The organism is Mycobacterium sp. 050134 (assembly GCF_036409085.1).
Lineage (GTDB): Bacteria > Actinomycetota > Actinomycetes > Mycobacteriales > Mycobacteriaceae > Mycobacterium.
Window position 1 is genome coordinate 19,068 of the sequence record NZ_JAZGLV010000027.1, and the last position, 23,603, is coordinate 42,670.

A 23,603-nucleotide genomic window follows, 5' to 3' on the forward strand; every position below is an offset into this window, starting at 1 on the left:
CGAACGGGCAGGACATGAGGGGACGGGGACACCAGATCTTCGCCGAGGGGCTGGCGCGGTTCGCCGCCGCGCACGCCGACTCGCGCGTGACGGCGGTCGCCGAACGCGCCGCGGCGCCCCTGCGGGTGGCCGTCCACGGGCGGCCAGGTGTCGGCCGCGGCACGGTCGCGCGCGCCCTGGGCGGCGCCGGCCGTTCGTCGGGCATCGCGATCACGACCGGCGCGGCCGATCTGTTCGTCTACGTCACCGCGGAGGTCTTCAAGCCCGAAGACGTCGACGCGATCGCCGCCGCGCGGCGGCCCGTCGTGGGAGTGCTCAACAAGGCCGATCTCATTGGGCCCCTCTCGGGCTGGGACGACGGCGCGGCGCATGGGCCCCTCGCGGCGGCGCGGCGCCGGTGCGCGGAGCTGTCCACGTTGGCCGGGGTCGCGGTGCGGCCGATGATCGGGCTGCTGACGGTCGCCGCGATGGACGACCTCGACGGCGGGCTGTGGGCCGCGCTGCGGACGCTCGCCGACCATCCCGGTGCCTGTCTGGACGGCACCTTCGCGCAGTTCCTGTCGGCGCAGTGTCCCGTTCCCACCGAGGTGCGGGTCCGCCTGCTCGACAGGCTGGACCTGTTCGGCGTGGCCCTGGCCACGGCGGCGATCCGGCAGGGCCGGACGCCGGGCCAGGTGCGCGCCCTATTGCGCCGCATGGGCGGCGCGGATGACGTCGTGCGCGCGATTGCGGCAGCCGGGGCCGAGCTGCGCTACCGGCGCGTCCTGGACGCCGTCGCCGAGCTGGAGGCGCTGGCTGTTCCGGGGACCGCCTCCGGCAACGCCGAACGGATCACCGCCTTCCTCGCCGGTGACGAGGCGGTCGTCGCCCGGATGGCCGCGGCCGCCGACATGGCCGAGGCCGCCGGGCTGGAGGTCGGCGCGGGTGGCGGCGACCGGGCCGCGCACCTCCGGGCCGCCGCGCGCTGGCAGCGCTACAGCCGCGGAGCGATATGCCCGGTGCGGCGAGCCTGCGGTGCGGACATCGCAAGGGGGACGTTGCGGCTGTGGTCGCGGGCCCTGCCCGGGGAGGGGGCGTGAGCGGCGTGGAATCGGTCGACCCGGTCGCGCAGGTGGACGCGCTGGTGGCGGCGATCGGACCCCACCTGGATCCGCCCGCCGTCAATCGCCGCGACGTCGTGCTGGTGGCCGGCCCGTGGCTGGCGGGCGTCAGCTCGGTCGCCGCGGCGCTGCGCGAACGGCTGCCCCAGTGCAAGTTCGTCGAGTCGACGGACCTGGGCCCCGGCGACGCGCCGCTGGCGGTCGTGTTCGTCGTCTCCGCGGCGGCACCGCTGACCGCATCCGACTGCGCCCTGCTGGACGCCGCCGCCGAAAACACCGACGTGGTGGTGGGTGTCGTGTCCAAGATCGACATGCACCGCGGCTGGCGTGACCTGGTCGAGGCCAACCGCCACGCCCTGGCGGCCCATGCCCCGCGGTACGCCGACGCGCCGTGGGTGGGTGCGGCCGCCCTCCCCGATCTCGGCGAGCCGGACGTCGGCGAGCTGGTCGAGGCGGTGTCCCGCCGGCTCGCCGATCCCGACATCCCGCGCCGAAACAGGCTGCGCGCGTGGAACTCTCGTCTTCTGACGGCGGCGCGGCGCTTCGACCGCGACGCGGACGGCGCCGGCCGGCGAGCGCGAGTCGACGTGCTGCGCGAGCAGCGCAGCACGGCACTGCGGGAGCGACGCGAGAGCAAGACCGAGCGCGGCATCACCCTGCGCGGCCAGGTCCAGCAGGCTCGCGTCCAGCTGTCCTATTTCGCGCGCAACCGTTGTTCGTCGGTCCGCACCGAGCTGCAGGAGGAGGTCGCGGGACTGCCCCGGCGGAAGATGGCCGGCTTCGAGGCGCACACGCGCGCCCGGCTCGACGAGTTGGTCGCCGAGGTCGGTGAAGGCATCACGACGGAGCTCTCGGAGCTCACGGGCACCGTCGAGGCGACGGGCGCGCGGGTCGCCCTGCCGGCCGTCGAGGAGTTGCCGGCCGTCGAGGTCTCGTCTCCGCCCCTGAGAGCCCGGCGCCACGAGGTGTGGCTGATGACGCTGCTGGGCGCCGGGTTCGGGCTCGGGGTGGCGCTCAGCTTGGGCCGGCTGGTCGGCGGTGTGGCCTCCCGCCTGAGCCCCGTGCTGGCCGTCGCTGCGGCGGCGGGGTGCGTTGCGGTCGGGCTGGCCGTCACGCTGGTGGTTGTCCACATCCGGGCGTTGCTGCACGATCGCGCATTGTTGGACCGCTGGGTCGGCGACGTCACGTCGTCACTGCGTTCCGCCGTCGAGGAGCTCGTCGCCAGCCGCGTCCTGGTCGCCGAGACCGTGTTGAGCACGGCGGTGATGGCGCACGACGAGGCCGAGAACACCCAGGTGTCCGCCCAGGTCAGCGCCATCGACGGCGAACTGCGGGAGCACGCCATCGCGGCGGCGCGGGCGGCCGCGGCCCGCGACCGCGAGATGCCGACGCTCAAGGCCGCGCTGGTCGCCGTGCGTGCAGAACTCGGTGAACCGGGTATACCGGAGCTGGAGATCCCGGCCGCGGGCCCCGGCGAGGACCAAGTTGGGAAACCGGGTCTCAGCAGCGACGATGTCGACGATGGGTGACGGCCGATGAGGCTTCTGAATCGTTGTTGTGAGAAGGCTTATACCTGCCCGAGACTTCCTCGACAAGGCGCTCGCGATAACCTGTAGTTAACGCCACCATAGAAGCCGATGTGTGGGCGAGCGCATACGAAAGCCACAGAAGCCCGAGTGTAGAGACGAATTCAGGAGACTTCGATGACCTCAGCCACCATTCCCGGACTGGATACCGCGCCTACCAATCACCCGGGTTTGCTGGAGTGGGTACGCGAGGTCGCCGAGCTGACCCAACCCGACCGGGTGGTGTTCGCTGACGGATCCGACGAGGAGTGGAAGCGGCTGACCGACCAGCTCGTCGAGGCGGGCACGTTCAAGCGGCTCAACCCCAAGGAATACCCGAATTCCTTCCTGGCTTTGTCGGACCCGTCCGACGTGGCCCGTGTCGAGTCGCGGACCTTCATCTGTTCCGAGCGGCAGGTCGACGCGGGTCCGACCAACAACTGGATGGACCCCGCCGAGATGCGGTCCACCATGACCGACCTGTACCGGGGCTGCATGCACGGCCGCACCATGTACGTGGTGCCGTTCTGCATGGGCCCGCTCGGTGCCGACGACCCCAAGCTCGGCGTGGAGATCACCGACTCCGAGTACGTCGTGGTCTCGATGAAGGTCATGACTCGGATGGGTAAGCCCGCGCTGGACAAGATCGGCGACGACGGGTTCTTCGTCAAGGCGCTGCACTCCGTCGGCGCGCCCCTGGAGCCGGGCCAGCAGGACGTCGCGTGGCCCTGCAACGACACCAAGTACATCACCCACTTCCCGGAGACCCGCGAGATCATGAGCTACGGCTCCGGCTATGGCGGCAATGCCCTGCTGGGCAAGAAGTGCTACTCGCTGCGCATCGCCTCGGCGATGGCCCACGACGAGGGCTGGCTCGCCGAGCACATGCTGATCCTCAAGCTCATCTCCCCGGAGAACAAGGCGTACTACTTCGCCGCCGCCTTCCCCTCGGCGTGCGGCAAGACCAACCTGGCGATGCTGCAGCCGACCGTCCCGGGCTGGCGCGCCGAGACGCTCGGTGACGACATCGCCTGGATGCGGTTCGGCAAGGACGGCCGCCTTTACGCGGTCAACCCCGAGTTCGGCTTCTTCGGGGTGGCGCCGGGCACCAACTGGAAGTCCAACCCCAACGCCATGCGCACCATCGCCGCTGGCAACACCGTCTTCACCAACGTCGCCCTGACCGACGACGACGAGGTGTGGTGGGAAGGCCTGGAGGGCGAGCCCGACCACCTGATCGACTGGAAGGGCAACGACTGGTACATCCGCGATACGGAAACCAAGGCCGCCCACCCGAACTCGCGGTACTGCACCCCGATGTCGCAGTGCCCCATCCTGGCGCCGGAATGGGACGACCCGCAGGGCGTGCCGATCTCCGGCATCCTGTTCGGCGCCCGCCGCAAGACCACGGTGCCGCTGGTGACCGAGGCCCGCGACTGGCAGCACGGGGTGTTCATGGGCGCCACCATGGGCAGCGAGCAGACCGCCGCCGCCGAGGGCAAGGTCGGCACCGTGCGCCGCGACCCGATGGCCATGCTGCCGTTCCTGGGCTACCACGTCGGCGACTACTTCCAGCACTGGCTGGACCTGGGCAAGAACTCCGACGAGTCCAAGCTGCCGAAGGTGTTCTTCGTCAACTGGTTCCGCCGCGGCGACGAGGGCCAGTTCCTCTGGCCGGGCTTCGGCGAGAACAGCCGCGTGCTGAAGTGGATCGTTGACCGCATCGAGCACCGGGCCGGTGGCCAGGACACCCCCATCGGCGTCGTGCCCGGCGCCGATGACCTGGACCTCGACGGGCTCGACGCCGACAGCGCCGACGTCGCGCAGGCCCTGGCGGTCAACGCCGACGAATGGCGCCAGGAGGTTCCGCTGATCGAGGAGTGGTTCGAGTTCGTCGGCGACAAGCTGCCGACCGGCGTCAAGGATGAGTTCGAGGCGCTCAAGCAGCGGCTGGCCGAGTCCCAGTAGCCCGCCCCGCCCGCGGGACCACTTGACACCCGTCAAGTTCCGCGGCGGTACAGTCTGCGCATGCAGATTCGCGAGCATCGCGGCTCGGACAAGCCCGCCATCGTTCTCCACCCCTCCGGCACGGTCGTCACCTTCGACGAGCTCGAGGCCCGCGCCAACCGGCTAGCGCATCACTTCCGGCAGGCTGGCCTGCGCGAGGGCGACGCCGTCGCGATCCTCATGGAGAACAACGAGCACATCCACGCGGTGATGTGGGCCGCGCGCCGCAGCGGCCTGTACTACGTGCCCATCAACACACACTTGACCGCGGCCGAGGCCGCCTACATCGTCGACAACAGCGCGACCAAGGCTATCGTCGGGTCGGCCGCGCTGCGCAAGATCTGCGAGAACCTCGAGGAGCACCTCCCGGGCGGGTTGCCCAAGTTGCTGATGATCGCGGACGACGATCTGCCGGGCTGGCAGCGCTACCCGGAATGCGTTGCCGACCAACCGGACACGCCGATCGACGACGAGCGCGAGGGCGACCTGTTGCAGTATTCGTCGGGCACCACCGGCCGGCCCAAGGGCATCAAGCGCGAACTGCCGCACGTGTCGCCGGCCGATGCCCCGGGCATGATGTCGGCGTTGGTCAGCTTCTGGATGACCCCGGATTCGATCTACCTGAGCCCCGCCCCGCTGTACCACACCGCGCCGTCGGTGTGGTCGATGAGCGCGCAGGCCGGCGGCATCACCACGGTCGTCCTGGAAAAGTTCGACCCGGAAGGCTGCCTCGACGCCATCGCGCGCCACCGCGTCACGCACGGCCAGTTCGTCCCGGCGATGTTCACGCGGATGCTGAAACTTCCCGAGGCCGTGCGCGATTCGTACGACCTGTCCAGCCTGCAGCGGGTGATGCACGCGGCTGCGCCGTGCCCGGTGGAGATCAAGAAGCAGATGATCGACTGGTGGGGCCCGATCATCGACGAGTACTACGCCTCCTCGGAGGCGATCGGCTCGACGCTGATCAGCGCCGAGGAGTGGCTGGCCCACCCGGGGTCGGTCGGCAAGCCGATGGCCTGCGAGGTCCACATCCTCGACGAGGACGGCAACGAGCTGCCCCCGGGCCAGGCCGGTGAAATCTATTTCGCGGGCGGCTATTCCTTCGAATACCTCAACGACGACGCGAAGACCGCCGCCTCACGCGACAGGCGCGGCTGGGTGACGGTCGGCGACGTCGGGTACCTCGACGACGAGGGCTACCTCTATCTCACCGACCGCCGCCACCACATGATCATCTCCGGTGGGGTGAACATCTACCCGCAGGAGACCGAGAACCTCCTGGTCACCCATCCAAAGGTGTTGGACGCGGCGGTGTTCGGCGTTCCCGACGACGAGATGGGCCAGCGGGTGATGGCGGCCGTGCAGACCATCGACCCCGCCGACGCCACCGCGGAATTCGCCGACGAACTGACGGTGTGGCTGCGAGAACGCCTGGCGCACTACAAATGTCCCCGATCCATCGCCTTCGAGGCGCAGCTGCCGCGGACCGACACCGGCAAGCTGTACAAGAACGGGCTGATCGAGAAGTACTCGGTGTGACACTGCGCGTCATCGATCTGAGCGCCCCGCCGCCGGCCGACGACTTTGCGCTGCCCGGCGTCGTGGTTGGGGCCGGGGAGATCGCCGGCGCGCCCGAATACTGGCTTGACCAAGCCACTTTCACGCTGACCGAAGCCCCTTGCGACGACCGGCGGGCCATCACCGTCGTGTCGGTGCGCGACACCTTGGCCGAGTTGGTGCAGCGCTGTGGGCGCTGGCGCACGGCCTATCTGGTGCTGTCGGGCCACACCATCGATGCGGCTACCGCGCTGTCCTGGGGGCTGGTGGACGCGGTGGCTCAGTAGCCGGAGTAGGTGGTGGTGACGTTCGACGGGGCGTTCGAGATCGCGAACACGATCAGGCCGAAGTACAGGATGGCACCGATCACGGCGGCGACCGCGCCCACGATCGCCCCGATGATGGCCCACTTCTTCGCGTTGTTGGCCGCCTCTTGGGCCTCGGCGTACCGCCCCTGCGTCCACAGGCCGGAAACCTTGGTCGAATAGACGATCGAGACGATCCCGAACGGCAGACAGCACAGGACGGTGCACAGGATCGCCCAGACGAGGTAGTTGTCGGGTTCGCGCTGCCCCTGCCAGCCCGGCTGGGGGCCCGGCCACCCCGCAGGCTGCTGGCCCGGCCAGCCGGGTTGCTGACCCTGCCATTCCGGTTGCTGGCCCTGCCATTCCGGCGAACCCTGGTACGGCCCTGGGGGATAGCTCATAGCGCCCGGTTTTCCTTCCGACCCGAAGTCAGGCAAATATACAGCAGGGGCCGACGCCGGTCCGGGATTTAGCTCTCAGATGCCGCCCCGGGACACCAGCTGCCGAGCGATCACGTTGCGCTGGATCTCGTTCGTGCCTTCGCCGACGATCATCAGGGGCGCGTCGCGGAAGTACCGCTCGACGTCGTATTCGGTGGAATAGCCGTAGCCGCCGTGGATGCGCACCGCGTCGAGCGCGATCTCCATGGCGACCTCCGAGGCGAACAGCTTGGCCATGCCCGCCTCCATGTCGCAGCGTTGTCCGCTGTCGTAGCGCTCGGCGGCGTACCGGGTCAGCTGGCGGGCGGCGGTGAGCTTGGTCGCCATGTCGGCGAGGTAGTTGCCCACCGACTGGTGCTTCCAGATCGGCTGGCCGAAGCTCTCCCGCTCCTGGGCGTACGCCAGCGCGTCCTCCAGCGCCGCTGTGGCGACACCGAGCGCGCGGGCGGCCACCTGGATGCGACCGGTCTCGAGGCCCTTCATCATCTGCGAAAAGCCTTCCCCCGCCACACCGCCCAGAATCGCCGACGCGGGCGCGGAGAAGTTGTCGAACGACAGCTCGCACGCCTCAACACCCTTGTAGCCCAGCTTGGGCAGGTCCCGCGACACTGTCAGGCCGGGCCCGTGCCCGACGAGCACGATCGAGACCCCGCTGTGGCGCGGGGTGGCGTCGGGGTCCGTCTTGCACAGCAGTGCGATCAGCCCCGAGCGTCGCGCGTTGCTGATCCATGTCTTGGTGCCGTTGATCAGCAAGCCGTTCCGGCCGTCCGGGAGGGCCGTCGTCGACATGTTCTGCAGATCGGAACCGCCGCCGGGCTCCGTCAGCGCCATGGTGGCCCGCAGTTCGCCCGTCGCCATCGGCGGCAGGTAGGCGCTCTTCTGCTCGTCGGTACCGAACAGCGTCAGCAGCTTGGCCACCACGGTGTGTCCGCCCATCGCCCCGGCCAGGCTCATCCAGCCGCGGGCAAGTTCCTCCGTGACCCGCACGTAGCAGGGCATCGACACCGGTGACCCGCCGTACTCCTCGTCGATGGCCAGCCCGTAGATCCCAATCCGCTTCATCTGATCGATCCACGCCTCCGGATAGGTGTTGGCGTGCTCTACCTCGCGGACGGTCGGCTTGACGTCGCGGTCGACGAACGCGCGCACCGTGGCGACCAGCATCTCTTCTTCGTCATTCACGCACGCCATATTGCCCCCACCCCGTGCGCCTGCCAGCATGTGGCTTGTGCGTAGCGGCTATGCGGGTGAGCGCGCGGGCGGCCCCTTCTTCGATGACCTGTCGGTCGGCCAGGTGTTCGACTGGGCGCCATCGGTGACGCTGTCGTCCGGCCTGGCGGCCGCACACCAGGCGATCGTCGGGGACCGGCTGCGCCTCGCGCTGGACGCCGTCCTGTGCACCGCGGTCACGGGCGTGCCCGGGCCGCTGGCCCATCCCGCGCTGGTGTGCGACGTCGCGATCGGACAGTCCACGCTGGCCACCCAGCGCGTCAAGGCGAACCTGTTCTACCGCGGCCTCACCTTCCACCGGTTCCCCGTCATCGGAGACACCATCTATACGCGCACCGAAATCGTGGGGCTGCGGGTGAATTCGCCGAAACCCGGCCGGGCGCCGACGGGGATGGCGGCGCTGCGGATGATCACCATCGACCAGGCCGACCGGCTGGTCCTCGACTTCTACCGGTGCGCGATGCTCCCGGCGAGCCCGGGCTGGCATCCGCCCGACGAGCCCGGCGACGACCTCTCGGTGATCGGCGCCGAAACCTCCGGGCCCGCCGCCGATCCCACGGGCCACTGGGACGGCGACGTGTACCGGAGCCGGATTCCCGGGCCGCACTTCGACCCGGGCCTGGTCGGGCTGGAGTTCACCAGCACCGGTGACGTGGTCAGCGGCGCGCCGGAGCTCGCCCGGCTCACGGCGAATATCGCTGCCACACACCACGATCTGCGCGTCGGCGGCCGCCGGCTGGTGTACGGCGGCCACACCATCGGTGTCGCGCTGGCGCAGGCGAGCAGGCTGCTGCCCAATCTGGTGACGGTGCTGGGCTGGGAGTCCTGCGACCACACCGGTCCCGTGCACGAGGGGGACACGCTGTACAGCCGGCTGCGGGTCGAGTCGGCCTCGGCCTCGGCCTCGGCGGCGCGCGGCGGCGTGCTGCGGCTGCGGTCGCAGGTCTACGCGGTCGGGGATGCGGCCGGTGCGCCGGACCGGCAGGTGCTGGACTGGCGGTTCAGCGCGCTGCACTTCTGAGCCCTGCGGGCCGCGCGGGGCCCGCAGGTTACGCTCGGCCAGGTGAACCGCGCGACGCGTCGCTGGGGAAGCGGCGGGCTGGCCCACCTTACGGGCCTGCCCGATGGGCCCCCGGACTTCTCCCGCGCCAACGTGCTGGCCCGGGCCGGGGCCGTCGCCGGCTGGGGAGCCGCGATCGATGCCGCCACCGAGCTCACCTGCCGGGCCGCGTGGCTGGGTCTGAGCCGGCCTTCGGCGATGACGCCGCGGTCGCCGGCGGCCTGGTGGGGACCAGCGCGACGGGACCGGTGTTCTGCGGGGACGCCGTCGCAGACCCGCTGACCGGACTGGAAGCCTTTGCGGCGCTGACCGACTCGCTCAACCGTGGCGGCGGCGAACTGATCGAGGTCTCGATGGTGGCCGTCGCCGCCACCTACGCCGCGCTGCCCGTCGGGGACTCGATCGCGCAGCTGCCCGCCCCGCCCCCGCGGGCGCCGCAGCCGCCGGCACCGGCGGGCGGGCTCGGCGCGGACAATGCCGCCGTGCACCGGCTGGTCGCGCAACGGCGCTGCGCCACATGCTGATCAAGCGGGCCGCCCTGCTGGACGGCAGGACGGTCGACCTGCGGGCGGGCGAGCGGATCGAGGAGATGGGCGAGGGGCTCGAGGCGCACCCCGGCGAGGGCGTCCTCTACGCGGGCGGCGGCGCCGTTCTGCCCGGGCTGCACGACCACCACGTCCACGTCCGCTCGGCCGCCTCCGCCCTGAACTCGTTCTTCGTCGGACCGCCCGGCGTAAGCACCGAATCCGAGCTGGCGCAACTGTTGTCGAACGCCACACCGGGCCCCGACGGCTGGATCCGCGCCGTCGGCTATCACGAATCGGTCGCCGGCGAGCTGGACCGGGCCGCCCTGGACGCCGTCGTGCGCGACGTGCCGGTGCGCGTGCAGCACCGCAGCGGCGCGCTGTGGATCCTCAACTCCGAGGCGCTGGGCCGGGTCGGCCTGTCCGGGCATCCCGACGGCCGCCTGCGCAGCGCCGACCGTGGCTGGTCGGACCTGCTGCAGTGGCGGGAGACCGACCTCGCCGAACTCGGCCGCCGGATCGCCGCGACCGGCGTCACCGGGGTCACCGACGCCACCCCCGACCTGGACGCCGCCGACACCGAAGCGCTGCGGGCGGCGCATCTGAGCGGGGAGTTCCGGCCCCGCGTGGCGTTCCTGTCGCCGGGAAAGAGGATCCTGCATGACGACCGCCTCGACCTCGACGAGCTGACCGCGTGGATCGGTCGCGTGCACGGCGACGGCCGGCCGGTCGCGGTGCACTGCGTGACGGCGGCCCAGCTCGTCGTGACCATCGCCGCCCTGCGCGCGGCCGGTGGCCACCCGCTGGACCGGATCGAGCACGCCGCCGTGGTGCCCGACGACAACCTGGCCGACCTCGCCGAGCTCGGCGTGACGGTGGTGAGCCAGCCCAACTTCGTCGCCGAGCGCGGGGACCAATACCTCGACGACGTCCCCGCCGCCGAGCACGCCCAGCTCTGGCGCGTCGCGTCCCTGCTGGAGGCGGCGGTGCCGACCGCGCTGTCCACCGACATGCCGTTCGGCCACGGCGACCCGTGGACGGCGATGCGCGCCGCCGTCTACCGCACCACCCCGAGCGGCGCGGTCCTCAACGCCGGCGAATGCGTCTCGCCCCTGGCGGCGTTGACGATGTTCCTGGGCGGCCCGGACCGGCCGGCCCGGCCCCGCACGGTCGAGCCCGGACAACCGGGGGACCTGTGCGTGCTGAGCGAACCGCCCGCGACCGCGCTCGCCGAACTCGACGCCGGCATGGTGGCCGCCACGGTGATCGGCGGCGAACTCGTCTACTTTGCGATGTGATCAGCCGGCCGGCGCCAGCGCGCACGCAGCGCCTCACCGGCGGTGAGGCCACGGTAGTCCCGCGGACAATTCGCTGAAATGCCACCGCAACACGGCGCCCGTAGCTTCGGGGAGGAGGGCCGATTCGGGAGGCGACGTGGGAGGTCAACTGAGCACGGCGGGGCGCGCGACGCCCAGCTCGTCAGCTAAGCGGTGATCGCCGATGGCGCCGGCGCCGACAAAAACACACTGCCCGTACTGCGCGCTGCAGTGTGGGATCACGCTGGAAGTGTCGGGGGGTAGCTCCGAGAAGCCGATCCTCGAGCCGCAGCGCGACTTTCCGACCAATCGCGGCGGACTGTGCGCCAAAGGCTGGACGGCGGCCGAGCTGCTGGGGCATCCGGAACGGCTGACCGGCCCGCTGGTGCGCGACGAGCGCGGTTCGCCGCTGCGGCCGGCGAGTTGGAACGAGGCGCTGGAGCGGATGGTGGCGGCGTTCCAGCGGGCGCAGGCCGAGCACGGCCGCGACGCGGTCGGCTGCTTCGGTGGCGGCGGCCTGACCAATGAGAAGGCTTACCAGTTCGGCAAATTCGCGCGGGTAGCGCTGCGCACCTCCGCGATCGACTACAACGGCCGGTTCTGCATGTCGTCGGCCGCCGCGGCGACCAACCGCTCGTTCGGCATCGACCGCGGCCTGCCGTTCCCGCTGGCCGACATCGCGCGCGCCGATGTCATCCTGCTCGTCGGCAGCAACCCGGCCGAGACGCTGCCCCCGGCCATGCAGTACTTCGACGAGGGCCGCGCCCGCGGCGCCCGGCACATCGTCGTCGACCCGCGGCGCACGCCGACCGCCGGCCGCGCCGACCTGCACCTGCAGCCCGTGCCCGGCACCGACCTCGCGCTGGCCAACGGCATGTTGAATGTCATTGCGCGCGAGGGGCTTCTGGACGGCGACTATGTCGCCGACCGCACCGCGGGGTTCGAGGCGGTGCGCCGCGCGGTGCGGCTGTACTGGCCGGACCGGGTAGAGCGCATCACCGGCGTGCCCGAGCGTGACATCGTGGCCGCGGCGCGCCTCCTGGCCCACGCCAACCGCGCGATGATCCTGACCGCGCGGGGCGCCGAACAGCACAGCTCCGGCACCGACACCGCGCAGGCCTTCATCAACCTCGCCCTGGCGCTCGGCCTGCCGGGCCGCCCCTACAGCGGGTTCGCCACGATCACCGGTCAGGGCAACGGCCAGGGGGGCCGCGAGCACGGGCAAAAGAGCGACCAGCTGCCGGGCTACCGCAAGCTCGACGACACGCAAGCCCGCGCCCACGTCGCGCGGGTGTGGGGCGTCGACCCCGCAGACCTGCCGTCGCCCGGGCGGTCGGCGTACGAAATGCTCAGCGCGCTAGGCACTCCCGGCGGCGTCCGCGCGCTGTGGGTGATGGCCTCCAACGTCGTGGTCTCGGCGCCGAACGCCCTGCACGTGGCCGAGCGGCTGCGCGCCCTCGACTTCCTGGCGGTCTCCGACATCTTCCTGTCCGAGACGGCCGCGCTGGCCGACGTGGTGCTCCCGACGACCCAGTGGGCCGAGGAGTCCGGCACGATGACAAACCTGGAAGGCCGGGTGATCCTGCGGCGCGCGGCAATGCCGCCCCCCGCCGAGGTGCGCAGCGACCTCGACGTGATGGCCGACCTCGCGAAGCGACTGGGGGCACAGGGTTTTTCGGCCGAACCGCAGGAGGTCTTCGACGAGCTGACCCGCGCCAGCCAGGGCGGCAAGGCCGACTACCGGGGCATCAGCTACCAGCGGATCGCGGACAACGACGGCGTGTTCTGGCCCTGCCCGTCGCCGCTGTACCCCGACACCCCGCGCCTGTTCGTGGAGGACTTCCCGACGCCCGACCGGCGAGCCCATTTCCACGCCGTCGAGCACCGCGGCACCCCCGAGCTGCCCGACGACGAGTTCCCCTACTACCTCACGACGGGCCGGGTGATGCGGCAATACCAATCCGGGACCCAGACGCGCCGGGTGCCGCAGCTCGCCGAGGGCGACCCGGAGCCGGTGGCCGAACTGCACCCGACCCTGGCCCGCAGCGTCGGGGTCGCCAGCGGCGACAAGGTCCGCCTCCGGACCCGCCGCGGCGAGGCCGTGATGACGGCGCGCACCGACAGCGGAATCCGGCCCGACACCGTCTTCGCGCCTTTCCACTGGGATGGGGCGGGAAACATCAACCGCCTCACCAACCCGGCGCTCGATCCGTATTCGCGGATGCCGTCGTTCAAGGTCTGCGCGGTGTCCGTGTCCAGAGCCGACACCGATCAACCGAGGGAGGGAGATTCGAATGGGTGACGAGAGCACGCCACGGTTCCTGCAGGGGGCATTCGCGTTCGACGGGAAGGGATACGACGCGCCGTCGCTGCTCGCCGCGTCGCTGCGCTATGTTGTGCCGGCGGGGTCGATCGCCCAGCCAGTGTATTTCCGCGGCGGCAACAGCACCGACGAGCTGGTGACCGTCGTGGTCATGCGTGACGGCGTCCCGATGCGCTACTTCCCGATCGGGGCCAAAGACGCCATGCACGTGCCACTTCGGGTCGTCGAAGACCTGATCGCCGACACCGTCGTCGAGGTCTTCATCGCCGCGCCCGACGGGCTGAACGGCACCGTGTTCATCGACATCGGCCTCGTCGAGATCTAGCCATGACGACACTGACCAAACCCGAAACCAACGGCCACCACCGGGCCGGGCTGGCGACCCTGGTGGTCGTCGGCAACGGGATGGCCGGCGCGCGGGCGCTCGAGGAGATCGTCGCCCGCGGCGGCACCGAACGGTTCGACATCACCGTGTTCGGTGACGAGCCGTACGGAAACTACAACCGGATACTGCTGTCCAACGTGCTGGCTGGCTCGGACGACGCCGGCGAGATCTACCTCAATCCGCGGGACTGGTACGCCGACAACGGCATCGAGCTGCGCGCGGGGGTCCGTGTGGTGCGCGTCGACCCCTTCGCGCACGTGGTGCACGCCGACGACGGCACGACCGTCCGTTACGACAAGCTGATCCTGGCCACCGGCAGCCGGTCGTTCTTCCCGCCGGTCGACGGCATCTGGCTGGACAACAAGACCCTGGCGCCCGGGGTGTTCGGGTTCCGCACCCTCGACGACACCCAGGCGATGATCGACTTCGCCGAAAGGAACGGTGGCGCAATGGCTCTGGTCATCGGCGGCGGGCTGCTGGGCCTCGAAGCGGCGCGCGGCCTGCAGAACCGCGGCCTGCAGGCGCGCGTCGTGCAGGGCGGGTCGGCGCTGATGAACGCCCAGCTCGACGACCGGGGCGCCGCGATCCTGCGGCGCCTCGTGGAGGCCCTGGGCATCGAGGTGCACACCGGCAAGCGGACCACCCGCATGCTGACCGAGAACGGGCTGCCGTCGGCTGTCGAATTCGCCGACGGCAGCCGCCTGCCGTGCGACATGGTGGTGATGGCGGCCGGCATCCGGCCCAACGTCGGGCTGGCCGCCCGCGCGGGCCTGACGGTGGAACGCGCCATCGTGGTCGACGACCAGATGCGTTCGGTCGACGACGACGACATCTATGTGGTGGGCGAGTGCGCGGAGCACCGCGGCCAGGTCTACGGCCTGGTCGCCCCGCTCTGGGAGCAGGCCACCGTCCTGGCCGAGCACATCACCGGCGCCAATCCCCATGCGGCATATCATGGTTCGCGAACGGCCACCAAGCTCAAGGTCGCCGGCGTCGACGTGGCGGCGATGGGGGTGAAGGGACCCGAACGCGACGACGACGAGTTCGTACAGTACTGCGAGCCCAGGCGCGGCGTGTACAAGACCGTGGTGGTGCGCGACGACAAGCTGATTGGGGCCACGCTGGTCGGTGACGTCAGCAAGGTGGCGTTTTTGATGCAGGCCTTCGACCGCGGCCTGCCCCTGCCCCCCGAACGCGTCACGCTGATGTTCGACATCGGCGGGGCGCCCGACGAGGCCGCCGGCGCCGCCGAGCTGTCCGACGACGCGCAGGTGTGCAACTGCAACGGCGTCAACAAGGCCACGATCGTGCGCTGCGTCAAGGACGGCCAGACCTCGATCGACGGCGTCATGGCGGCGACCCGGGCGGGCAAGGGCTGCGGTTCGTGCAAGGGCCTGGTCGCCCAGATCGTCGAGTGGGCCGCGTCGGAGGCAGGGGCCGCGGTGTCCCGGGACGCCGCCGCCAACTGGTACGTGCCCGGCATCCCGTACGAAAAACCGGAGCTGATGGCCAAGATCCGCGAGCTCAAACTGCACTCCGTGTCCTCGGTGTTCGCGGCGCTGGCCCCCGAGGGCCGGGAGGACGCCGGGTCGAAGATGGCGCTGGCGTCGCTGCTGCACATGATGTGGGGCGACGAGTTTGTCGACGAACGCGACAGCCGCTTCATCAACGACCGCGTGCACGGCAACATCCAGCGCGACGGCACCTTCTCGGTGGTCCCGCAGCTCAAGGGCGGGGTGACCAGCTCGCAGCAGCTGCGCACGATCGCCGACGTCGCCGACAAGTACCGGATCCCCATGATCAAGCTCACCGGCGGCCAGCGCATCGACCTGCTCGGCGTGCGCAAGGAAGACCTGCCCGCGGTCTGGGCCGACCTCGGCATGCCGTCGGGCTACGCTTACGGCAAGAGCTTCCGGACGGTGAAAACCTGTGTGGGAAGCGACTTCTGCCGATTCGGGCTGGGCGACTCCACGGCGCTCGGCATCGCGATCGAGGAGCGCTTCCAGGGCATCCCCAGCCCCGGCAAGATGAAGCTGGCGGTGACCGGCTGCCCCCGCAACTGCGCCGAGGCGCTGTGCAAGGACCTCGGCGTCGTGGCGATCGAGGGCGGGCAGTGGCAGATCTACGTCGGCGGCGCGGCCGGGGCGCACGTCCGCAAGGGCGACCTGCTCACCACGGTCGGCTCCCCCGAGGAGGTGATCGCGCTCACGGGCCGCTTCCTGCAGTACTACCGCGAGAACGCCAAGTGGCTCGAGCGCACCTACGATTTCGTCCCGCGAGTGGGCATCGACCGGATCCGCGAGATCGTGGTCTCCGACAGCGACGGTATCGCCGCGGGTCTCGACGCGCGCATGCAGAAATCCGTCGACTCCTATCGCGACCCCTGGGGCGAAAGCGAAGATCCGGTCACGCCCAACCAGTTCCGGTCGTCGCTGCCGCTGATCCCGCTGCCGCAGGTGCCGGTCCGATGACCGACGTCTCGCTGGGGCCGGTGGACCAGATCCCGGTGGGGGAGGGCCGCGCTTTCGTCGTCGACGATCGGCAGATCGCGGTGTTCCGGCTGCGGGACGGCTCGCTGCGCGCGCTCGACGCCAGCTGCCCGCACCGCGGCGGACCGCTGGCCGACGGGATCGCCGACAACACCGTCGTCATCTGCCCACTGCACGGCCACACTTACGACCTGGCCACCGGCTGCGAGGTGGCCAACGACGGCGCGCCGGTGACCGCGTATCCCGCGCATGCCGAGGAGGACGGTGCGATCCGGTTGTGCATCGATGCGCGCCTCGGCACGGGATGAACCGTTTCGGCGGTTGCCACGTGTCCCTCCCGGCAAGGGATTAGTTCTGCGAACTTCCGGGTATCGATCAGGGTGATCGAAACGCTGGCGCTGGTGGGCATCAGCACGTCGGGACCGCTTGGTCGGGGACGCGCGAGAGGCGGGCAATGCTGGGCCAACTCTACGACCGGGCGCTCGTCGGCGAACGATGTTGGATCCGCCACCAGGACGGTGGGCTGGAACCGCTGCCCGCCCACCGCTGGCTGGGCGTGCCGCGCCCCGACGGTTCGGCCTCCGACGCCTCCGACGCCCCCGACGAGGTCTTCGACGATGCCGTCACCCAGATGTGCGACGGGCCGGCGATCGAATTGGGGTGCGGACCGGGCCGATTGGTGGCGCGGCTGATTGCGCGGGGGGTTCCCGCACTCGGCATCGACCGGTCCGCGACGGCGATCCGCCTGGCGGGCCGCGGCGGCGCGCCCGCCCTGCTGGGCGACGTGTTCGAACCGCTGCCCTGGACCGGCGCCTGGCAGACCGTCCTGCTCGTCGACGGCAACGTCGGCCTCGGCGGTGATCCGCGCCGGATCCTGGGCCGCGCCGTCGAGTTGCTGGCCTGCGGCGGCCGGTGCGTCGCCGAATTCGACTCGGAGGCCATCGGCATCCGGGAACGCTGGGTGCGGCTCGAGTCCGGCGGGGACGTCGGGCCGTGGTTTCGGTGGGCCTCGGTGGGCGTGGACAGCGCTGCCGCGCTGGCCGCCCAGGTCGGGTTGACACTGACCGATGTCAGCCTGATCGGTAGCCGGGTGATCGCGAGTCTGGCAGCGTTGTAGGCCTGATGGGGGACCCATGATCGACCTGCGGCCGTTGGGGCGCTTCCGGAGTCCGCTGCGGGGACCCTGGCTGACGTCCGTGTTCGGCCTCGCGCTGCTGGTCGCGCTGCCGATCGTCGTCGTCACGGGGCTGTTGTCGTACATCGCGTACGCGCCACAGTTCGGTCAGGCCATCCCCGCCGACGTCGGCTGGCTGCGCCTGCCCCCCTTCACCTGGCCCACCCGGCCCGCCTGGCTGTACCGGCTGACCCAGGGCCTGCACGTGGGGCTGGGACTGATCATCATTCCGGTGGTGCTGGCCAAGCTGTGGTCGGTGATACCGCGGCTGTTCGTGTGGCCGCCGGCCCGCTCGATCGCCCAGGTGCTCGAGCGGCTGTCGCTGGTGGCGCTCGTCGGCGGGGTCTTGTTCGAAATCGTCACCGGCGTCCTCAACATCCAGTACGACTACATCTTCGGGTTCAGCTTCTACACGGCCCACTACTTCGGGGCCTGGGTTTTCATCATCGGGTTCCTGATGCACATCGCGCTCAAGATCCCGCGCATGGTCACCGGGCTGCGGTCGCTACCCATGCGGGAGGTCCTGCGCACCGGCCGCGACGACACCCGCCCGCAGCCGCCCGACCCCGACGGCCTGGTGGCCGCCGACCCGGCGGAACCCACGATGAGCAGGCGCGGCGCGCTGGCGCTGGTCGGGTCCGGGGCCCTGCTCATCGGCGTGCTGACGGCGGGCCAGACGTTCGGGGGAGCCGCACGCCAGGCGGCACTGCTGCTGCCGCGCGGCCGGGGCGGGGCCAATGCCAGCGGCGACTTCCCCGTCAACAAGACCGCGGCGGCGGCGGGCATCACGCCCGAAATGATCGGCGGCGGTTGGCGGTTGACCCTACGCGGCGGGCCCGCGGAGGTGGTGCTCGACCGGGCCGCGCTGGCCGCCCTGCCGCAGCGCTCCGCGCGGCTGCCGATCGCCTGCGTCGAAGGCTGGTCGACCGTGCAGACCTGGAGCGGCGTGCCGCTGGCCGCGCTGGCCCGGCTCGCCGGCGTGCCCGCACCGAAGGCGGCGCGGGTGACGTCCCTGCAGCCGGGCGGCGCGTTCGGCGCCGCGACATTGCAGGCCAATCAGATCGGCGATCCCGACGCGCTGCTGGCCGTGCGGGTCAACGGCGCCGACCTGCCGCTGGACCACGGGTACCCGGCACGCATCATCGTGCCGGCGCTGCCCGGCGTGCACAACACCAAGTGGGTGACGTCGGTGAGCTTCGAGTCGAGCTGAAATGCCGAGTTTGACAAGGCGTTTCGCCGCGTTCTACGGGGCGCATCCCGCGCACCTGTTGACGATGCTCAGCGGTTTCACGCTGCTGGGCTACCTGCTGGTCACGTTCAAGCCCGAAGCCCTCTGGAACCCCGGCACCTGGTGGCAGTCGATCGCGGTCTGGCTCGGCGCCGCGGTCGTCGCCCACGACCTGCTGCTGTTCCCGCTCTACGCCTTGGCCGACCGGGTGTTATTCGCGCGCAGGCGCGCGTCTCGTCGGCCAAACATCAGCGCCCGCAACCACATTCGGGTGCCCGCCCTGGGCGCCGGACTGACGTTGCTGGTGTTCCTGCCCGGCATCATCGAACAGGGCGCACCGACCTACCGGGCGGCCACCGGCCAGACCCAGGACCCGTTCCTGGGGCGGTGGTTGCTGCTCACCGCCGCGATGTTCGCGGCGAGCGCGGCCGCCTACGCCACGCGGCTGCTCGTCGCGCGCTCCGACGCAAACGTCGGTTTTGCCGAACCGCGCGGGGGTAAGCTCCCCTAATGACGGCGAGGGGACCGAGCATGACACCGTGCGTGAAATGGTTGCTGCGGGCCCGGCCTGCCGACTATGCGCTGGCCCTGAGCGTGGCGGGCGCTTCGCTGCCGGTGGTCGGTAAGCACCTCGAACCGCTCGGCACCATGACCGCGATGGGCACCTGGGGCGCCAAGCACGCGCCGGAATTCCTCTCGGCCGCGGCCAAGGGGTGGCTGCGGCCCGGGGCCGAGCCGGAAGAACCCCGCGATCCGCGAAGCGACCAGGACATCTCGCTCGCGTCGCTGCGCGGCGTCGTGTCGGCCGCCGACCTGGAGGCGGAGTGGCCCGTCGTCGACCGCACGCCCCCCATCTGGGACGCCATGCGTCAGCGTCGCTACCTGTACCGGCGTGGGGTCCACTACGGCAGCCACCCCGCGCAGGTGCTGGACGTCTGGCGCCGCAAGGATCTCCCCGCACACCCGGCCCCGGTGCTGGTCTTCGTGCCCGGCGGCGCCTGGGTGCACGGCAAGTCCAGGGGGCAGGGCTCGGCGCTGATGTCGCGGCTGGCCGAGCAGGGCTGGGTGTGCCTGGCGATCGACTACCGCGTCTCGCCGCACCACCGCTGGCCCCGCCACATCACCGACGTCAAGACGGCCATCGCGTGGGCCAGGGCCAACGTGGACCGCTTCGGGGGCGACCGCAATTTCGTTGCGGTGGCGGGATGCTCGGCCGGCGGCCACCTGTCCGCCCTCGCCGGGCTGACGCCGGACGACCCCGGCTTCGCCGAACACCTGCCCGAGGGCGCCGACAGCTCGGTGGACGCCGTGGTGGGCATCTACGGCAGGTACGACTGGGAGGACCGGTCCACCCCAGAGCGGGAACGGTTCGTCGACTTCCTCGAGCGGGTGGTGGTGAGGCGCAGAATCGACCGCCACCCCGACGTGTTCCGCGCCGCGTCGCCGATGGCGCGCGTGCACCGGAATGCCCCGCCGTTCCTCATCATTCACGGCAGCAGGGACAGCGTCATCCCCGTCGCCCAGGCGCGGGGCTTCGTGGAACGGATGCGGGCGGTGTCGCACTCGATCGTCGGCTACCTCGAGCTGCCCGGGGCGGGCCACGGATTCGACCTTATCGACGGCGGGCGGGCGGGCGTCGCCGCGCACGCGACGTCGCTGTTCCTCAACCAGGTCTATCGCACCAAGGCAAACGCGGCCAAAGAGGTTATCTGAGCTCCCGCCGCTGAGTATGGTCCCTTTATGGGTAAGGGGCAGCGGTGAAACGGCTAAGCGGATGGGACGCGGTACTGCTGTACAGCGAGACGCCCAACGTGCACATGCACACCATCAAGGCGGCGGTCATCGAGTTGGACACGGACCGGCTCGACTTCGGCATCGACGCGTTCCGGGAAGTGATCCGCGGCCGGCTGGGCAAGCTCGACCCGTTCTGCTACCAGCTCGTCGAGATCCCGTTCAAGTTCCACCATCCGATGTGGCGCGAGCATTGCGATGTCGACCTGAACTACCACATCCGGCCCTGGCGCCTACCGGCGCCAGGCGGCCGTCGCGAGCTCGACGAGGCGATCGGCCAGATCGCCAGCACCCCGCTCGACCGCAGCCATCCCCTGTGGGAGATGTACTTCGTCGAGGGGCTGGCCAACGGCCGGATCGCGGTGGTCGGCAAGATCCACCACGCGCTCGCCGACGGCGTCGCGTCCGCCAACCTGATGGCGCGCGGCATGGACCTGCAGCCCGGGCCCGAGGGCGGCCCGTACGTGTCCGACCCCGCGCCCACCAACCGGCAGCTGATGAGTTCGGCGTTCGCCGACCACATGCGCCACCTCGGGCGCATCCCGCGGAACATCCGCTACACCGCCGAGGGTCTCGGCCGGGTGCGGCGCAGCTCGCGCAAGCTGTCTCCGGAGCTGACCCGGCCCTTCGAGCCGCCGCCCACCTTCATCAACCACAAGATCACCCCGGAGCGCAGGTTCGCCACCGCCACCCTGGCCCTCGCCGACGTCAAGGAGGCCGGGAAGAAGCTCGGGGCGACCGTCAACGACATGGTCCTGGCGATGTCGAGCGGCGCGCTGCGGACGCTGCTGCTGCGCTACGACGGCAAGGCCGTGCCGCTGCTCGCCTCGGTCCCGATGAGCTTCGACTTCTCGCCCGAGCGCATCTCCGGGAACCGCTTCACCGGCGTGCTGGTGGGCCTCCCCACCGATTCGGATGACCCGCTCGAGCGGGTGCGGTGCAGCCACGAGAACGCCATTTTGGCCAAGGAGAGCAACCAGCTGATGGGTCCGGAGTTGGTGAGCCGGTGGGCGGCGTACATGCCGCCCGTGCCCACCCAGGCCTTCTTCCGGTGGGCGTCGGGCCGCGACGGGCACAACAAGGTCCTCAATCTCAACATCTCGAACGTCCCCGGGCCGCGGGAGCGGGGCCGGGTGGGCGGGGCGCTCGTCACCGAGATCTATTCGGTGGGGCCGTTGACCGCCGGCAGCGGCCTCAACATCACCGTGTGGAGTTACGTCGACCAGCTCAACATCTCGGTGCTCAGCGACGGGGCCACGTGCGAGGACCCGCACGAGGTGACCGAGGCCATGGTCGCCGACTTCATCGAAATACGTCGTGCCGCAGGACTTTCCGAGAAGCTGACGGTCGTCGAAACCGCGATGGCGCCCGCCTGAGCGGCTGACGGCGTTTCCGCGCCGAACGTGCACCCAGTGCGAAATTCGCGCGTGAATTTCGCGCTCAGTGCACGCTCGGCGCAGGAGCACGGACGGAAATCGCAATCTCGCCTGGCGTTAACGATGTTTCCGTCAGTGGTTACGATCGGTCCGTGAGCACAAGCGAAGAAGCTGAGCCCGAGGTTCTGGTCGAACAGCGCGACCGCATCCTGATCATCACCATCAACCGCCCGAAGGCCAAGAACGCGGTCAACGCCGCGGTCAGCCGGGGCCTCGCCGACGCCATGGACCGGCTCGACGGCGACGCCGGGCTGTCGGTCGGGGTCTTGACCGGTGCGGGCGGCTCGTTCTGCGCCGGCATGGACCTCAAGGCGTTCGCGCGCGGTGAACTGCCGATCGTGGAGGGGCGGGGCATGGGCTTCACCGAGCGCCCGCCGGACAAGCCGCTCATCGCTGCGGTGGAGGGCTACGCGCTGGCCGGCGGCACCGAACTGGCGCTGGCCACCGACCTGATCGTCGCGTCCCGCGAATCCGCCTTCGGCATTCCCGAGGTGAAGCGCGGCCTGGTGGCCGGCGGCGGTGGGTTGCTGCGGCTGCCCGAGCGCATCCCGTACGCGATCGCCATGGAGCTGGCGCTGACCGGGGATAACCTCACCGCCGGGCGCGCGCATGCGCTGGGCCTGGTCAACGTGCTGGCCGAGCCGGGCGGTGCGCTGGAGGCGGCCATTGCGCTGGCCGAGAAGATCGCCGCGAACGGGCCGCTGGCCGTCGCCGCCACCAAGCGGATCATCGTCGAGTCGCGTGGCTGGAGCCGGGAGACCCGGTTCGCCGACCAGAACAAGATCCTGATGCCGGTGTTCGCCTCCAATGACGCCAAGGAGGGCGCGATCGCGTTCGCCGAGAAGCGGCCGCCGCGCTGGACCGGAACCTGATCCCCCGCAGCAGGGGTTACACTGTGGCTTAGATCTGTAAAGCGTCGGAATCCCGGAAAGATCGCGGATGAGCATTTCCCTGCTTCTCGACGACGAGGGCTGGTTCCCGACCAGGGGCATCGCCATGCTGGACGACGACGGTTACCTGTTCATCGGCGGCCGCAGCGACGACACCATCATCCGCGGGGGCGAGAACATCGCGCCCGCCGAGCTCGAAGAAGTGCTGGTCGAGCACCCGCACGTGCGCGACGTCGCCGTGGTGGGCGTCGACGACCCGTGGTGGGGTCAGGCGATCGTGGCGGTCGTCGTGCCGGCCCCGGGCGCGGCGCCCGACCCTGAGGATTTGCGCGAGCACGTGCGCAAGAGTTTGCGGGGGTCCCGCACCCCCGACCGCGTAGTGTTTCGCGACGAGCTGCCGACCACCCCTACCGGCAAGGTGGTGCGTAGGGAGATCATCCGGGAGCTCGAGGGGCTGCGCGCATGATCAAGAGCGGGACCCGCCTCGCCAGCCAGGTCTGCGACACCCAGGTGATCGTCGTCAGGAGTGCGGACAGCCTCGACGACCTGCGCTGCGGCGGCGTGCCGATGGTGCCGATCGGCGGCGAGAGGTCCGGAGAGCTCGACCCGGCGTTCGCCGAGGGCACGGTGATGGGCAAGCGCTACGTCGACGACGGCGGCGCCGAGGTGCTGGTGACCAAGCCCGGCGCCGGCAGCCTCAGCGTCGGTGAGACGCCGCCGCACCTCAAAGAGGTCAAGCCGCTGCCCGCCAGCGACTGAGGGCAGGCCGGGCCAGTCGCGCTC

At 70.6% G+C, this 23,603-nt stretch carries 19 protein-coding genes and 3 pseudogenes; 20 read left to right on the forward strand and 2 right to left on the reverse strand.

Features of this window, described 5'->3' with window-relative positions; genetic code table 11:
* Window positions 1–14: 14 nt before the first annotated feature.
* The 5 genes and pseudogenes from SKC42_RS24160 to SKC42_RS27865 all read left to right on the forward strand — a co-directional run.
* On the forward strand, window positions 15–1,079 hold the full coding sequence (locus SKC42_RS24160) for a hypothetical protein (protein ID WP_330966767.1): 1,065 nt from the start codon (window positions 15–17) through the stop codon (window positions 1,077–1,079).
* A gap of 5 nt (window positions 1,080–1,084) precedes the next feature.
* Entirely contained in the window at window positions 1,085–2,629 is a 1,545-nt protein-coding gene (locus tag SKC42_RS24165) for a hypothetical protein (RefSeq protein ID WP_330966810.1), read from the forward strand.
* A 174-nt stretch (window positions 2,630–2,803) separates the two neighbouring features.
* Window positions 2,804–4,633, forward strand: a complete 1,830-nt coding sequence (locus SKC42_RS24170) for a phosphoenolpyruvate carboxykinase (GTP) (RefSeq protein ID WP_330966768.1) — start codon at window positions 2,804–2,806, stop codon at window positions 4,631–4,633.
* 60 nt (window positions 4,634–4,693) lie between these two features.
* Window positions 4,694–6,211 carry a fatty-acid--CoA ligase FadD4 gene (fadD4, locus tag SKC42_RS24175; protein ID WP_330966769.1) on the forward strand — a complete coding sequence of 506 codons (1,518 nt, stop codon included), beginning with the start codon at window positions 4,694–4,696 and terminating at the stop codon, window positions 6,209–6,211.
* A gap of 194 nt (window positions 6,212–6,405) precedes the next feature.
* Window positions 6,406–6,516 (forward strand): annotated as a pseudogene (locus SKC42_RS27865) (enoyl-CoA hydratase/isomerase family protein); the annotation flags it as partial.
* On the opposite strand, the gene SKC42_RS24185 reads toward SKC42_RS27865, so the two are convergent.
* Both SKC42_RS24185 and SKC42_RS24190 read right to left on the reverse strand, forming a co-directional pair.
* Window positions 6,510–6,935, reverse strand: coding sequence for a CD225/dispanin family protein (locus SKC42_RS24185; RefSeq protein WP_330966771.1), 426 nt, complete (start codon window positions 6,933–6,935; stop codon window positions 6,510–6,512). The pseudogene SKC42_RS27865 and the gene SKC42_RS24185 overlap by 7 nt on opposite strands.
* A gap of 75 nt (window positions 6,936–7,010) precedes the next feature.
* On the reverse strand, window positions 7,011–8,156 hold the full coding sequence (locus SKC42_RS24190) for an acyl-CoA dehydrogenase family protein (protein ID WP_442932240.1): 1,146 nt from the start codon (window positions 8,154–8,156) through the stop codon (window positions 7,011–7,013).
* 46 nt (window positions 8,157–8,202) lie between these two features.
* Between SKC42_RS24190 and SKC42_RS24195 the strand changes: the two genes are divergently transcribed.
* The 15 genes and pseudogenes from SKC42_RS24195 to SKC42_RS24265 all read left to right on the forward strand — a co-directional run bounded on the left by SKC42_RS24195 (window position 8,203) and on the right by SKC42_RS24265 (window position 23,579).
* Entirely contained in the window at window positions 8,203–9,225 is a 1,023-nt protein-coding gene (locus tag SKC42_RS24195) for a MaoC family dehydratase (protein WP_330966773.1), read from the forward strand.
* A gap of 227 nt (window positions 9,226–9,452) precedes the next feature.
* Window positions 9,453–9,788: pseudogene (locus tag SKC42_RS24200) on the forward strand (CoA transferase); the annotation flags it as partial.
* Complete coding sequence (locus tag SKC42_RS24205; protein ID WP_330966774.1) at window positions 9,782–11,086, forward strand: amidohydrolase family protein; 1,305 nt, start codon at window positions 9,782–9,784, stop codon at window positions 11,084–11,086. The pseudogene SKC42_RS24200 and the gene SKC42_RS24205, both read left to right, overlap by 7 nt.
* A 202-nt stretch (window positions 11,087–11,288) precedes the next feature.
* Window positions 11,289–13,406 carry a molybdopterin oxidoreductase family protein gene (locus SKC42_RS24210; protein WP_330966775.1) on the forward strand — a complete coding sequence of 706 codons (2,118 nt, stop codon included), beginning with the start codon at window positions 11,289–11,291 and terminating at the stop codon, window positions 13,404–13,406.
* Window positions 13,399–13,752, forward strand: a complete 354-nt coding sequence (locus SKC42_RS24215) for a molybdopterin oxidoreductase (RefSeq protein WP_330966776.1) — start codon at window positions 13,399–13,401, stop codon at window positions 13,750–13,752. Before SKC42_RS24210 ends, SKC42_RS24215 begins: the two co-directional genes overlap by 8 nt.
* Before the next feature lie 2 nt (window positions 13,753–13,754).
* The gene (gene nirB, locus SKC42_RS24220) at window positions 13,755–16,283 is read left to right on the forward strand and encodes a nitrite reductase large subunit NirB (protein WP_330966777.1); all 2,529 of its coding nucleotides are present in this window, start codon (window positions 13,755–13,757) and stop codon (window positions 16,281–16,283) included.
* Entirely contained in the window at window positions 16,280–16,609 is a 330-nt protein-coding gene (locus SKC42_RS24225) for a Rieske (2Fe-2S) protein (protein WP_330966778.1), read from the forward strand. Before nirB ends, SKC42_RS24225 begins: the two co-directional genes overlap by 4 nt.
* Before the next feature lie 146 nt (window positions 16,610–16,755).
* A complete protein-coding gene (locus SKC42_RS24230) occupies window positions 16,756–17,418 on the forward strand; it encodes an SAM-dependent methyltransferase (protein ID WP_330966779.1) in 663 nt (220 codons plus the stop codon).
* Window positions 17,419–17,434: 16 nt separating this feature from the next.
* Window positions 17,435–18,685 carry a molybdopterin-dependent oxidoreductase gene (locus SKC42_RS24235; RefSeq protein WP_330966780.1) on the forward strand — a complete coding sequence of 417 codons (1,251 nt, stop codon included), beginning with the start codon at window positions 17,435–17,437 and terminating at the stop codon, window positions 18,683–18,685.
* Between the two features lies 1 nt (window position 18,686).
* Entirely contained in the window at window positions 18,687–19,214 is a 528-nt protein-coding gene (locus SKC42_RS24240) for a hypothetical protein (protein WP_330966781.1), read from the forward strand.
* The gene (locus tag SKC42_RS24245) at window positions 19,214–20,416 is read left to right on the forward strand and encodes an alpha/beta hydrolase (protein WP_330966782.1); all 1,203 of its coding nucleotides are present in this window, start codon (window positions 19,214–19,216) and stop codon (window positions 20,414–20,416) included. Before SKC42_RS24240 ends, SKC42_RS24245 begins: the two co-directional genes overlap by 1 nt.
* A gap of 44 nt (window positions 20,417–20,460) precedes the next feature.
* Window positions 20,461–21,870: a WS/DGAT/MGAT family O-acyltransferase gene (locus tag SKC42_RS24250; RefSeq protein WP_330966783.1), complete on the forward strand. Its 1,410-nt coding sequence runs from the start codon at window positions 20,461–20,463 to the stop codon at window positions 21,868–21,870.
* A 152-nt stretch (window positions 21,871–22,022) separates the two neighbouring features.
* Window positions 22,023–22,802: a crotonase/enoyl-CoA hydratase family protein gene (locus tag SKC42_RS24255; RefSeq protein ID WP_330966784.1), complete on the forward strand. Its 780-nt coding sequence runs from the start codon at window positions 22,023–22,025 to the stop codon at window positions 22,800–22,802.
* A gap of 85 nt (window positions 22,803–22,887) precedes the next feature.
* Window positions 22,888–23,286, forward strand: a pseudogene (locus tag SKC42_RS24260) (class I adenylate-forming enzyme family protein); the annotation flags it as partial.
* Window positions 23,283–23,579 carry a hypothetical protein gene (locus SKC42_RS24265; protein WP_330966785.1) on the forward strand — a complete coding sequence of 99 codons (297 nt, stop codon included), beginning with the start codon at window positions 23,283–23,285 and terminating at the stop codon, window positions 23,577–23,579. The pseudogene SKC42_RS24260 and the gene SKC42_RS24265, both read left to right, overlap by 4 nt.
* The last annotated feature ends 24 nt before the right edge of the window (window positions 23,580–23,603 follow it).